Annotated in this window: 10 protein-coding genes; 6 read left to right on the plus strand and 4 right to left on the minus strand. The window is 36.6% G+C overall.

Annotation, left to right across the window (positions count from 1 at the left end; translation table 11 throughout):
• The first annotated feature begins 102 nt into the window (after positions 1 to 102).
• Together Q0252_RS00275 and typA are read left to right on the plus strand one after the other, a co-directional pair.
• On the plus strand, positions 103 to 714 hold the full coding sequence (locus tag Q0252_RS00275) for a C40 family peptidase (RefSeq protein WP_297982313.1): 612 nt from the start codon (positions 103 to 105) through the stop codon (positions 712 to 714).
• 423 nt (positions 715 to 1137) lie between these two features.
• On the plus strand, positions 1138 to 2946 hold the full coding sequence (gene typA, locus Q0252_RS00280; protein ID WP_297982314.1) for a translational GTPase TypA: 1809 nt from the start codon (positions 1138 to 1140) through the stop codon (positions 2944 to 2946).
• Positions 2947 to 3375: 429 nt separating this feature from the next.
• On the opposite strand, the gene Q0252_RS00285 is transcribed toward typA, so the two are convergent.
• The 4 genes from Q0252_RS00285 to Q0252_RS00300 are packed head-to-tail and all read right to left on the minus strand — an operon-like array spanning position 3376 to position 7100.
• Positions 3376 to 4068 carry an MjaI family restriction endonuclease gene (locus Q0252_RS00285; protein ID WP_297982316.1) on the minus strand — a complete coding sequence of 231 codons (693 nt, stop codon included), beginning with the start codon at positions 4066 to 4068 and terminating at the stop codon, positions 3376 to 3378.
• Positions 4069 to 4072: 4 nt separating this feature from the next.
• Positions 4073 to 4726 (minus strand): MAE_28990/MAE_18760 family HEPN-like nuclease, encoded by a 654-nt coding sequence (locus Q0252_RS00290; RefSeq protein ID WP_297982319.1) that lies wholly within the window; start codon positions 4724 to 4726, stop codon positions 4073 to 4075.
• On the minus strand, positions 4723 to 5820 hold the full coding sequence (locus tag Q0252_RS00295) for a DUF262 domain-containing protein (RefSeq protein WP_297982321.1): 1098 nt from the start codon (positions 5818 to 5820) through the stop codon (positions 4723 to 4725). The genes Q0252_RS00290 and Q0252_RS00295 overlap by 4 nt, the downstream gene beginning before the upstream one ends.
• On the minus strand, positions 5820 to 7100 hold the full coding sequence (locus tag Q0252_RS00300) for a site-specific DNA-methyltransferase (RefSeq protein WP_297982323.1): 1281 nt from the start codon (positions 7098 to 7100) through the stop codon (positions 5820 to 5822). The genes Q0252_RS00295 and Q0252_RS00300 overlap by 1 nt, the downstream gene beginning before the upstream one ends.
• Before the next feature lie 99 nt (positions 7101 to 7199).
• Here Q0252_RS00300 and Q0252_RS00305 point away from each other — a divergent pair, with 99 nt between their 5' ends.
• The 4 genes from Q0252_RS00305 to Q0252_RS00320 all read left to right on the plus strand — a co-directional run bounded on the left by Q0252_RS00305 (position 7200) and on the right by Q0252_RS00320 (position 12879).
• Entirely contained in the window at positions 7200 to 8768 is a 1569-nt protein-coding gene (locus tag Q0252_RS00305) for a family 10 glycosylhydrolase (RefSeq protein WP_297982326.1), read from the plus strand.
• 307 nt (positions 8769 to 9075) lie between these two features.
• On the plus strand, positions 9076 to 10167 hold the full coding sequence (ychF, locus tag Q0252_RS00310) for a redox-regulated ATPase YchF (RefSeq protein WP_297982329.1): 1092 nt from the start codon (positions 9076 to 9078) through the stop codon (positions 10165 to 10167).
• Between the two features lie 157 nt (positions 10168 to 10324).
• Positions 10325 to 10870, plus strand: a complete 546-nt coding sequence (locus tag Q0252_RS00315) for an NADPH-dependent FMN reductase (RefSeq protein WP_297982331.1) — start codon at positions 10325 to 10327, stop codon at positions 10868 to 10870.
• 110 nt (positions 10871 to 10980) lie between these two features.
• Entirely contained in the window at positions 10981 to 12879 is a 1899-nt protein-coding gene (locus Q0252_RS00320; protein ID WP_297982334.1) for a DNA topoisomerase IV subunit B, read from the plus strand.
• Positions 12880 to 12903: the final 24 nt, after the last annotated feature.

Consider the following 12903-nt stretch of genomic DNA (forward strand, 5'->3'; position numbering starts at 1 on the left):
TGAAAGGCTTATTATTGCTAACATTACAGGGTTATGATTAAAAACGGATAATCAAAAAAATATATAAACTTTCTATACCCAAAAATTCTAATTTTGAGAGTAATGAAAAGAACTTCATGTATCTTATTATTGTTTTCTCTCCTTTTTCTTTTTTCCTGTGGTGATTCCAAATTTACGCAGCTGAAAAAAGATTGGGACAATATGGTGGATGATAACTTTTCAGACTCTAAAGATTCGGCTGATGTTGTTCAGAAAGACGATGTAAATTCTCAGAAAAATATAAAGCCGACTACAGCTTTCAATTCCGGCAATAAACGCGAGGATGTCGTAAGTTTTGCAAAACAATATATCGGAACCAAATATTCTTTTGCCTGTGCAACACCGGAAGAAGGTTTCGACTGTAGTGGCTTTTTGTATTATATATACAGTCATTTCGGTTATAAAGTTCCGCGTTCCTCCGCGGAATATGAATTTTTTGGCAAGGAAGTCCCTATTCAAAATGCAAATGTTGGAGATCTTGTGCTTTTCACTCCCACAGAAAACGATTCTACCGGCGCCAGAATTGGTCACATCGGAATCCTTATCAACCAAAAAGGGATGAACTCCGATTTCATCCATTCCTCCAGTGGAAAAGCCAACGGCGTTACCATTTCACAATTGGGTTCAGAACATTACACCAAACGCTTTGTGAAAGCCATCAACATTATGGATTAATTTTTTTCCCACAGATTGCACAGATTTTCACAGATGTGCAATGTCGCGAGCGAAGCGAGCGGCAAAACAGTTAGTTTTAGAGCTCAAAAACCGACCTCGGAGTTGTTTGCGCAAAGAAAAATTGAAATTTCTTTATCGCAAATCTTTCAACTATCACTACCTAAAAATTTTCAGTGTTTGAAGCGCGGCGAAAATCTGCAATCGAAAAACAAACCTTCAATACGCGCAAGTTTGAAAATTTTATAAAAAGAAATTTCAATTTTTTAGCAAACAAATCCAGTCTTGATCTTTTGATTCTTTTGCATCAAGGCAAATGAACAGTAAACAATTTAAAAATCAATCAATTAACTTTTCAATAACTTTCAATTTTCAATTTTCCATTCTCAATTAAAATCCCTACTTTTGCACCGTCAAAATTCAGATATGCAAAACATTAGAAATATCGCGATTATCGCACACGTTGACCACGGTAAAACCACTTTGGTTGACAAAATTATCCACGCTACCAACATTTTTAGAGAAAATCAGGAAAGTGGCGAACTGATTATGGATAACAACGATTTGGAACGTGAAAGAGGAATCACCATCCTTTCCAAAAACATTTCCGTAACGTACAAAGAAACAAAAATCAATGTAATCGACACTCCTGGTCACGCCGATTTCGGTGGGGAAGTGGAAAGAGTTTTGAAAATGGCAGACGGTGTTGTGCTTTTGGTTGATGCGTTCGAAGGACCAATGCCGCAAACACGTTTCGTTTTGCATAAAGCCCTTGAATTAGGATTAAAACCAATTGTTGTCATCAACAAAGTAGATAAAGAAAACTGCCGTCCTGATGAAGTTCATGATAATGTTTTCGATTTGTTCTTCAACTTGGATGCTACAGAAGAGCAGTTGGATTTTCCAACATATTACGGATCCTCAAAGCAAGGTTGGTTCAACACAAGCTTAGAGCAAACAGATAATATTTTACCACTGTTGGATGGGATTTTACAGTACGTTCCGGAACCGAAAATCGAAGAAGGAAACTTGCAGATGCAGGTAACTTCTTTGGATTATTCATCGTTCTTGGGAAGAATTGCAGTAGGGAAAGTGGCAAGAGGTTCCGTTAAAGAAGGACAATGGATTGGTTTAGCACAGGAAAACGGAAACATCCAGAAAGGAAAAGTAAAAGAACTTTACGTTTTCGAAGGATTGGGTAAGAAAAAAGTAACCGAAGTTCAGGCAGGAGATATTTGTGCTGTGGTTGGTTTTGATGCCTTCCAGATTGGTGATACTTTCGTAGATATTGAAAATCCGGAACCGTTGACAAGACTTTCTATCGACGAGCCAACACTGAATATGACTTTCTCTATCAACAATTCGCCTTTCTTTGGGAAAGACGGTAAATACGTAACTTCAAACCACTTGAAAGAGCGTTTAACAAAAGAATTGGAGAAAAACTTGGCCTTAAGGGTTGAGCAAACTGACGATGCGAATACATTCCTTGTTTTCGGACGTGGAATTCTTCACCTTTCCGTTCTTATTGAAACAATGAGACGTGAAGGTTACGAAATGACAATCGGACAGCCACAGGTAATTTTAAGAGACATCGACGGCGAAAAATGCGAACCTTACGAAAGTATGGTAGTTGACGTGCCGGAAGAATACGCATCAAGAGTAATCGATTTGGCAACGCAAAGAAAAGGCGATCTTCACATTATGGAAACCAAAGGCGAAATGCAGCATTTGGAATTCGAAATTCCTTCCAGAGGTTTGATCGGTCTGCGTTCCCAAATGTTGACGGCAACTGCAGGAGAAGCCATTATGGCACACCGTTTTTCGGAATACAAGCCGTTCAAAGGTGCCATTCCGGGAAGAAGCAACGGAGTTCTGATTTCAAAAATTCAGGGACCTTGTACCGCTTATTCCATCGAAAAGTTGCAGGACAGAGGACGTTTCTTCGTAGATCCGGGTGAGGAAGTTTATGCAGGAATGATCGTGGGCGAACAAAATAAACCTGGTGATTTGGTCGTAAACATCGTGGAAGGAAAGCAACTGAACAACATGCGTGCTTCCGGAAAAGATAAAGACGGCAACATTGCCCCAAAAATCCTTTTCTCCCTCGAAGAATGTATGGAATACATCCAGGGCGACGAAGCTATTGAAGTAACCCCAAACTTCATCCGTATGCGTAAAAAAATCCTTTCCGAAGAAGAAAGAAAACGCGCTGAAAGAATGGCAAAAACAGACTAATTTTTCTAGAAATTAGCAGAAAGAATAAAGATAAAAGACGCTGATTGAAGCGTCTTTTTTTGTGCGTTAACTGATCACAACAGTTGTCATGCTGAGGCTCTTGAAGCATTTTAATTTTTGTCATGCTGAGCTTGTCGAAGCATCTCACAAAACCACTCACCAACTCTCAAACTCATTCACTCATAATTAGGAGCCGGGAACCTGCTTTCCGTTACAAATTGAGGACCGATATTCGGCGATTCCATAAAAAAATATAAAAAATAGAGGCAATTCCTCCCGCCTTTGCTGGTTCCATTGTTTGCTGCGGGATTTTCACTGCAAAACGACGAAGGAGTTTCGGCGATTCCAGTAAAAAACATAAAAAATGAAGAGCCAATAAGGGATAGTTACTGGTTAGGAATTTTTGAAAATTTCGAATGATGATCAAAGTTATTTGCAGAAACTTTTTAGTCTGTCAATTTCCTTTTGAATTTGATCATAAATCTCTGAATTAGCTACTTCTTTGTCAACACTGTACACAATGAATACATTTCCTTTATAATCTCTTGTAAAATTATTGAAACCGGCTTGCATTCTCTCTGAAGGTTTATAATTTCCGAAATTCGCTTTGGATGTAATCGGCTTAATTTGAATACCAAAGGCGATTTCTTCACATACAAAACCTAGATAATCTATATCACCTGCATGATCTAATTCGGGAGGACTTTCTTCAAATCTAACTTCAGGAAACCTTTTTGAAAGATCGTCATTCACGACAGATTTCTCCCTCAAAAATCCGTCATAAGTTCTGTTAATTGTTAAATTGTAGATGTAATCATGGCAGTCTTGCTTGGTAAGTTTTGAAAAAGCTTCCTGCCATTCGGGAATTACTACTTCTGTAATTTTTTCATATAATCTTTCTCCAAGTTCAGTTAAACTTTCGCGTGTGATTTTAAATGTATTTTTTCCTGCTGTTGTTGCATTTTCGAAATACCAACTTTCCCATTCTTCAATAGTTTCAGGCTGACATTCTCTGATTAAAGCCATTACTGCACCCACTTTATTGGGACGTGAAAGTTGATAAGTTTGGCAAGCATAGTTCAGAACTTTTTCTTTCTTGCCAAATTCCATTGAGTATTTCATTGTTTTAAGTTTTATATTTCAAATAATGGAGAAGTAAAGCTCGATTTAAGATGTCTGTTTTAAAATTTTCAAGAAGTGGGAATACCAAATCAAATATTTCCAAGCTTTCATCAGCTGTTATTCTAACTAATCTTCCATGCGCAATATCATTTCTATTATTAGCTAATTTTTCATCAATAATTCCAACTTTGGTTTCATAGTTTTTCTCGTCTATTCCGAGGATATTACATATTTCCACCAGCACTTCAGTTCTTAAGTTGTAATATGTAGCAATCGAGTAGTCATAAGGAATAAAAGATTTTTTGTCTTGATTAAGAAGAATATTTTTTAATGCCAGTATTTTTAACGCAACATTGGATTCTTGATATTCCTTTAACTTTTCCAGCTCGCTAATAGCAAATAAACCAATATTTATCTCATTGTTTTTTAAATCTAAATGACTGATGAACTTAATAAGACATTCGCTTGAATATTTTATGAATCCTTCCCAATGAGAATATAGAACAGATATTAAGTTTTTTGCGTAAACTCTTCCATGCTCATTAGTTTTATTTCTTTCTACTAACTTTTTAAACAAGGTTAATTCATTTCTTCTTGTAACAAAATCTAAATCAACAGCATCCTGTAAATCTTTTAATGATTTAAATCTTTTACTCATTTTTTAAAGTATTCCTTCGCAAAAGGTATAATTCTTCTAATTCTTATTTCAGTGTTAGTTCCAGTTCCTTTTGCATTCTTAAATTCCTCTTGCTCATCAAGGTCGTCAATTTTTTGCTTAATATAAGCATAGTCATCCTTTGAGTAATCGTCAATATTGTAATAAAGTCCAATTGCAATTGCTTCATAATATGATTCTAAAAATTGTTGACCACTACGACCTGATTTTCTTTTAAATACATCTTCTCCATAGCATTCATTTAAAAGTTCAAAAGTTTTTTTGAATTTATTTTTTTCAAGATCTAAATCAAAACTACCATCAACTATTTTTGCCAAAAGATTATCATTTTCATCATAAAATATGGAATTATCCAAATAGTCATCCACTTTTTTAATTTTTGATTTTAAGTCATATTTTGGAAAAATAAAAAGTCTAAGAACTAACTCTTTATCATATTGTTCGTTTATCCATCGCTCTTCTAATCCGGAAATACACGATTTGAAATTGTCGTCTATCGATAAATTTTCCACCCATCTGTAGATATTCTCATCATACATAATGAATAATGCATTTCTATATTCTTGTCCAGATAAAATTGTTGGTTTTTGATTGATTCTCTGAAATAGCTCGAATTTTGCTTTTGACTTTTCAGATGAAGTGTCTTTAATAATTTTAACTTCGATTTTAGTTTTTGTAAAATCAAATTGTGTATCTTCATCAAATTCTTCCCAACCTAAGTTATTTATTTCTTTCAGGGTTTTAACATTTTCAATTTTGAAGCTTTCAATATTTTCGCCTTCATCATCTTCTAAAATTCCCACAAATTGAAAAATAGTTGACAATCTCTGAAGTCCATCAATAACTTCCCATTGACTTCTATCCTGATAAATAAAAATTGAAGGTATTGGAATTTCGAGAAGTACTGATTCGATCAAACGAGATTTTTGATCATTGGACCATCTAAATTTTCTTTGGTATAAAGGATTGGTTTTTAATTGATTATTTTTATACATATTCATCAATTCACCAATTGACATTGAATATGAATCTGTTCTATAATTTTCTCTTTTTTGAAGAATAGTATCGTATAACATTATATTTTTCTAAATTTTGATTTTAACTTGAAATCTAATGATTCATCCACATCCACCAATTTTTCTCTCAACAAATGTGCATTCACAAAAGTTTTGTTTTGTAAATACAGATAAGCCATTAGATTATTATCATTGTCGTGCTTTAATTCATCATATTTCAGATAGACTTTTTTTCCACGGACTTTTTCTCTTAAATAATCCGTTGCTTTTCCATTAATTTTAGGGTTTTCTTTAATGCCAATAAGACGAATAACTAAATCGTTACTAAGCTTTATTAATTCAGGACTTATAATTTCTTTAACTGAGAAAAATTCTTCACGTTTCCCCGTGCTTTCTGAATCTATTTTGGATCCATATTGAATTTTTTTGACGTCAATTTTTTTGTCAAGCTTGTGAGTGTCAACAAATTGATAAGGTAGTTTTTTGATTTCTTTCTCGAAATCAATATTTAAATTTTTCTGTTTAATTAAATTGAATTCAACTTCAGAAAAAGCATCATTCTGTCCAATTTTATTCTTAATGATTGTGATAAATTCAGGGTTAATTTCAAAACCAACAGAATTTCTGTTCAGTTTTCTAGCTGAAAGAGCCGTTGTTCCACTTCCCATAAAAGGGTCAAGAACAGTTTCACCCGGAAAAGAAAACATTTTGATAAGTCGGTGCGGAAGTTCTTCAGGAAACATCGCTAAATGTTTGTCTTGTTTTGCTCCAGAAAAATACCAATGACCATTAAAATAAGTATTCCATTCTTCATTAGTCATTTTGGAGTTTTCCTTCTGCTCTTTGGTAGGTTTTGGTGCATTTCCCTGTTTTTTAAACAGTAAAATATATTCAAAATCAAGTTTCACAATACCATTTCTTGGATGAGGAAAACTTCCCATAATGCTTGCACCACCGGAAGTATTCATAGTTGTGGTTTTCTGCCAAATAATTTGCCCCATAAAATCAAAACCAATCATCTCACAGAATTTTATAATTTCTGCATGGATTGGTATAATTTTGTAACGTCCATAATAGGTTGAACGTGCAAACTGATCTCCAATATTGATGCACAATCGACAACCTTTATCCAGAACACGGAAACATTCTTTCCAAGTTAAATTCAAGTGATTAATATAAGTTTCATAATCGTCGTGAAATCCAATTTGATCTTCAGTTCCGTAATCTTTAAGTTGCCAATATGGTGGTGAAGTGACAATCAGTTGAACGCTTTCGTCTTTAAGATCAGACATTTCGCGACTGTCACCATTGATAATTGTATGTTTTGTTTTGTTTTCCATCTTCAAATCCAATATTTACAAATTTAAAAAATTAAGTTCTAAGGTTTTAAATAATTTTAAAAACTTTATCCACAAAACAAAATCCTCTATTTTTGCCCCATGAAATACACAAAAATCCTCACAATTCTATACATCCTCATGGCAGCAGTTTTCCTTCAAAACTGCTCCACCCAAAGACCCACAAAAACTACAACCCAAAAACCCGCCACAACAAAACCTGCCCAAAAACCATCAACCGACAGCCAAAAACCAACAACCAAGCTTGTCCTTCCCGAAATCGACCGCGAGTTTCGTGCAGCGTGGATTGCAACCGTGGCGAACATCAACTGGCCGACAAAAAATTCGCTGTCCACAGAGCAGCAGAAAGCAGAAGCTGTACAGATTCTGGATTTGTTGCAAAAACTGAATTTCAATGCAGTCGTTTTTCAGGCAAGACCTTCCGCAGATGCACTCTACAAAAGCGATTTGGAACCTTGGTCGTATTTCCTGACCGGACAAACCGGAAAAGCACCGTCACCCTACTACGATCCTCTGGAATTCTGGATTTCCGAAGCCCATAAACGTGGCATGGAACTTCACGTGTGGCTCAATCCTTATCGCGCGCATCATACAACCGGAGGAAACGTAACGAGCGAAAGTATGGCTTCTAAAATGTCCAGGGAAACCTACAGACTGAAAAACGGAATGTATTGGATGGATCCTTCGGATGAAAAAGTGCAAAACCACGTTTCGGCGGTCATCAAAGATATGGTGAAGCGTTACGATATCGACGCTATCCACATCGACGATTATTTTTATCCTTACAAAGAATACAACGGAGGAAGAGATTTTCCGGATGATAAAACTTGGACTGTATACAAAAATTCTGGCGGAATTTTGTCTCGTGCAGATTGGCGTCGTGGAAATGTAAACAAATTCATCAAAAGAATTCACGATGAAATAAAAGCCGAAAAATCGTACGTCAAATTTGGAATTTCCCCATTCGGAATTTGGAAGCCGGGATTTCCTGCAGATGTAACGGGAACTTCGCAATATGATGAACTTTACGCCGATGCAAAATTATGGCTGAACGAAGGTTGGTGCGATTATTTTTCGCCGCAACTCTATTGGAAAGAAGGCGGTCCGCAAAGTTATTCCTCACTTTTAAATTGGTGGAAATCAGAAACACCGAAGAATGTTCATCTTTGGCCGGGATTGAACACGGTGGGAGTAAAAAATGTTGCCGATAAAGCCGAAGAAATTTCAAACCAAATTCAGATTACGAGAAATGTTTTAGGAAAAGAAGCCGGAGTAATCCATTACAGCGTGGATGGAATTTCAAAAAACTATTCCATGCAAACGGCACTTCAGAATTTGTACAAAGAAAAAGCGCTCGTTCCTGCAAGTCCGTGGATTAAATCGGAACCAGTTTTAAAGCCTGAAATTACCGCCAAAAAATCAGGTAATAATGCAGAAATTCATTGGCTTTCAAGAAATCCGCAACAGGTAAGACAGTTCATTCTTTTCGCCAAATACGGCAACCAATGGCAAACCGAAATCTTGAACGTAGACGAACATACCAAATTTTTACCTCTAGTGAAATCAGGCGTTACCTTGACAGATTTAGCCCTGAAAGCGGTTGACAGACTTGGAAACGAAAGTGAGTATGTTGCGGTAGAAATTCATTAACTTTCCGGATGTCTGCAGATTATTACGTAAAGTTTTTTTTACAATATCATAAATAGAATTTAGGGAGCTGCAGTTCTTGATGAAATAAGCTGAAATCTCAGCCCATAACAGCCATAAGAATTTTACTGTTGTTTATAAATATCAATAAAAGTGAACTTTAGCCCGTCTTTTTTTGGATGTTCCCCGTAGCTTCAGCCAAAACTTACAGCGCTGCGAATTTTTATATCACGTTAAATATCACTATTTTTGCCCACTTCAATTTTAGGACAAAGAAAAACTTTGAACCTCAAACTTTAAAACTTAAACAATGAAGTGTGGAATCGTAGGACTTCCGAACGTAGGTAAGTCAACTCTTTTTAACTGTCTCAGCAACGCCAAAGCGCAATCTGCAAACTATCCGTTCTGTACGATCGAACCGAATTTAGGAACCGTTTCTGTTCCGGATCCGCGTCTCAATAAACTTGAAGAACTGGTAAATCCTGAAAGAGTAGTTCCTGCTGTGGTGGAAATTGTAGATATCGCAGGTTTGGTAAAAGGTGCTTCGAAAGGAGAAGGTTTAGGAAATCAGTTTTTGGCAAATATCCGCGAATGTGAAGCGATTATTCACGTTTTAAGATGTTTTGACAATGGAAATATTATTCACGTTGAAGGTTCTGTAGATCCTTTGAGAGACAAAGAAATCATCGATATCGAATTGCAGTTGAAAGACCTTGAAACGGTTGGAAAAGCGGTTGACAAAGCCAAAAAATTCATCAAATCCGGAAAGAAAGAAGATATTTTAGCGTACGATACTTTGGTCGCGCTTCAGAAGTTTTTGGAAGATGGCAGAAATGCAAGAGAATTTGAAACGAATGATTTAACAAAACCAGTGATTGATGAAGTTCATTTGTTAACTAAAAAACCTATTCTTTACGTTTGTAACGTGGATGAAAACTCCATTAAAAGCGGAAACGAATGGATTCCGAAAGTGGAAGAGATGGCAAAAAATGAAGGAGCAGAAGTGGTGGTTTTGGCAGCACAAATTGAAGCCGACATCAACGAACTGGAAACTTTCGAAGAAAGACAAATGTTCCTTGAAGAATTAGGGTTGGAAGAACCTGGTGTAAACCGTTTGATCAGAAAAGCGTATGACTTATTGCATCTTCAAACGTATTTTACGGCGGGCGTGAAAGAAGTTCGTGCATGGACCATTGAAAAAGGTTGGACAGCGCCACAAGCTGCAGGAGTAATCCACACCGATTTTGAAAAAGGATTCATCCGCGCCGAAGTTATTTCCTTCGAAAATTTTGTGAACTACGGTTCTGAAGCAAAAGTAAAAGAAGCAGGAAAAATGGGCGTTGAAGGAAAAGAGTACATTGTTCAGGACGGTGATGTGATGCATTTCCGATTTAACGTGTAATTTTAAGAGCCAAGTAAAAAGAGCCAAGATAAATACAAAAGCGAGCAGAAATGTTCGCTTTTTTTTTGTTTTAGAATTTTTTTAAATGTTTGTGAAGTTTTTAGAAGTTGATTACAGTAATTTTTAAAGTTGTAATTTAAAATCTAAATTTTAAGAAATGCCAAAGAAAATTGCTGTCATCATCGGAAGTTTACGCAAAGAATCTTTCAACAGGAAAATTGCCAATGAACTCATTCGTCTGTCTTCCAAAAAACTCAATATGGAAATTATCGAAATCGGAGATTTGCCTCACTACAACGAAGATTTGGATGAAAATCCTCCAAAATTTTGGGTGGAATTCAGAACTAAAATTAAAACGAAAGATGCCATACTTTTCGTTTCTCCGGAATACAACAGAACCATTCCCGGAGTTTTGAAAAACGCAATAGACGTTGGTTCCAGACCGCCCGGAAAGAGCGTTTGGGACGGAAAATTGGCGGCAGTTGCAACGGCTTCACCAAGTAATTTGGGCGGTTTCGGTTCCAACCATAATATTCGGCAGGCTTTCGTGTTCCTTAATGTTCCCTTGATGCAGCAACCCGAAATGTATTTGTCTAAAGTAAACGAATCATTCCTGAAAGACGGGAAAACTGTGAATGCAAAAACAGCAGCTTACCTGCAGAAATTTCTTGATGGATTTGAAAAGTGGGTGTATCAGTTTTAGTATCTAACTTCCATCTTCCATCTCAATAAACTTTTCCACAAAATTTTTTCTGAAATTTCCATTTCGTTATATTTGTAAGTTATTGATTTTATAGAGGAGAAAAGAGTTTTATGAGCGAAAATACTAATGTGCAATATACCGAGGACAATATTAGAACGCTGGAACCGCGTGAGCATGTCCGTTTAAGACCGGGGATGTATATCGGTAAATTGGGGGATGGTTCTGCTGTGGATGATGGTATTTATATTTTACTGAAGGAGGTGATAGATAACTCCATCGACGAATTCCGTATGAAAAACGGAAAAAAAATCGAGGTAAAAATAAAAGAGGGAAATGTTACCATCCGAGATTATGGTCGTGGTATTCCTTTGGGGAAAATTGTTGAGGTAGTTTCCATCATGAACACTGGTGGTAAGTACGACGACGGCGCTTTCAAAAAATCTATTGGTTTGAATGGTGTTGGTACAAAAGCCGTTAACTTTTTGTCCACCTATTTTCAGGTAAAATCGGTTCGTGACGGAAAAATGCGCCGCGCGGAATTTCGTGAAGGAAGGCTCGAAAAACTTCATGACGAAGTAGAAAGCACCGAAAGAAACGGTACTGAAATCACCTTTGTTCCGGACGATACGATTTTCATTAACTATAAATTCAGGAATGAATATGTGGAACGTATGCTCCGCAATTACACGTATCTGAATTTGGGTCTTAAAATCTATTTTAACGGAGAAGTTTATGAGTCTCAAAACGGTTTGAAAGACCTTTTGGAAGAGGAAATCGATGGTGAAATCGTCTATCCGATTATTCACATCAAAGATGAAGATATGGAGATTGCGATTACGCATTCGGACAAATCTCAGAGTGAAACGTATTTCTCTTTCGTTAACGGACAATATACTTCTCAGGGTGGAACACATTTGAACGCTTTTAAGGAAGCTTATGTAAAAACCATCCGCGAATTTTACAATAAAAATTTTGAAGCTGCCGATATTCGAAAAGCCATTATTGGTGCAGTTTATATTAACGTTGGGAATCCGGTTTTCGAATCTCAGACGAAGACGAAATTGGGTTCTACAACCATGGGTCAGGATAAGGACGGAAAAGAATTGGAGACGATTAAAACCTTCGTTATCAATTATCTGAAACAAAAACTGGATAATTTCCTTCACAAAAATCCTGAAATTGCAGAAGCGCTTCAAAAGAAAATTATGATTTCTGAAAGGGAGCGAAAAGAGCTTTCAGGAATACAGAAATTAGCGAGAGAAAGAGCAAAAAAAGTTTCGCTTCACAATAAAAAACTGCGCGACTGCAGACAGCATTACAGCGACCAAAAAGCTGGCCGTAAAAGCGAAACCATGATCTTCATTACGGAGGGAGATTCCGCTTCCGGTTCTATCACAAAATCGCGTGATGTAGAAACTCAGGCAGTATTTTCACTGAAAGGAAAGCCATTGAACTGTTATGGTTTAACCAAACGTGTGGTGTACGAAAACGAGGAGTTCAACTTACTTCAAGCGGCTTTGAATATTGAAGATTCACTTGAAGATTTGCGTTACAATCACGTGATTATCGCAACAGATGCCGATGTGGATGGAATGCACATCCGTTTGTTGATGATTACGTTCTTCCTGCAGTTTTTCCCGGATTTAATTAAGAACGGACATCTCCATATTTTGCAAACGCCATTGTTCAGAGTTCGAAATAAAAAGGAAACGAGATACTGTTATTCCGAACCGGAAAGAATTAAAGCTTTAACTGAATTGGGCAGAAACCCAGAGATTACCCGATTCAAGGGACTTGGGGAGATTTCTCCGGATGAGTTTAAGCATTTTATCGGAAAGGATATCCGTTTGGAACCGGTAGTTCTTGGGAAAGATCAAACCATTGAGCAGCTGTTGGAATTCTACATGGGTAAAAATACACCGGACAGACAGACTTTCATCCTCGAAAATCTGGTGGTGGAAGATCCGGATATTGATAAAAAAGAGATGCTGAGCGACGCAGAATTCTAACAATCAAAAAAAGAAAATGAATAA

Origin of the sequence: uncultured Chryseobacterium sp. (assembly GCF_936933875.1) — a bacterium.
Lineage (GTDB): Bacteria > Bacteroidota > Bacteroidia > Flavobacteriales > Weeksellaceae > CAKZIK01.

What these genes read in the sequence shown, in the direction of transcription:
- Q0252_RS00285 (WP_297982316.1), bottom strand. Translation starts at nt 4,068, where the DNA reads ATGAAATACTCAATGGAATTTGGCAAGAAAGAAAAAGTTCTGAACTAT.
- Q0252_RS00320 (WP_297982334.1), top strand. Translation starts at nt 10,981, where the DNA reads ATGAGCGAAAATACTAATGTGCAATATACCGAGGACAATATTAGAACG.
- Q0252_RS00300 (WP_297982323.1), bottom strand. Translation starts at nt 7,100, where the DNA reads ATGGAAAACAAAACAAAACATACAATTATCAATGGTGACAGTCGCGAA.
- Q0252_RS00275 (WP_297982313.1), top strand. Translation starts at nt 103, where the DNA reads ATGAAAAGAACTTCATGTATCTTATTATTGTTTTCTCTCCTTTTTCTT.
- ychF (WP_297982329.1), top strand. Translation starts at nt 9,076, where the DNA reads ATGAAGTGTGGAATCGTAGGACTTCCGAACGTAGGTAAGTCAACTCTT.
- Q0252_RS00305 (WP_297982326.1), top strand. Translation starts at nt 7,200, where the DNA reads ATGAAATACACAAAAATCCTCACAATTCTATACATCCTCATGGCAGCA.
- Q0252_RS00295 (WP_297982321.1), bottom strand. Translation starts at nt 5,820, where the DNA reads ATGTTATACGATACTATTCTTCAAAAAAGAGAAAATTATAGAACAGAT.
- typA (WP_297982314.1), top strand. Translation starts at nt 1,138, where the DNA reads ATGCAAAACATTAGAAATATCGCGATTATCGCACACGTTGACCACGGT.
- Q0252_RS00315 (WP_297982331.1), top strand. Translation starts at nt 10,325, where the DNA reads ATGCCAAAGAAAATTGCTGTCATCATCGGAAGTTTACGCAAAGAATCT.
- Q0252_RS00290 (WP_297982319.1), bottom strand. Translation starts at nt 4,726, where the DNA reads ATGAGTAAAAGATTTAAATCATTAAAAGATTTACAGGATGCTGTTGAT.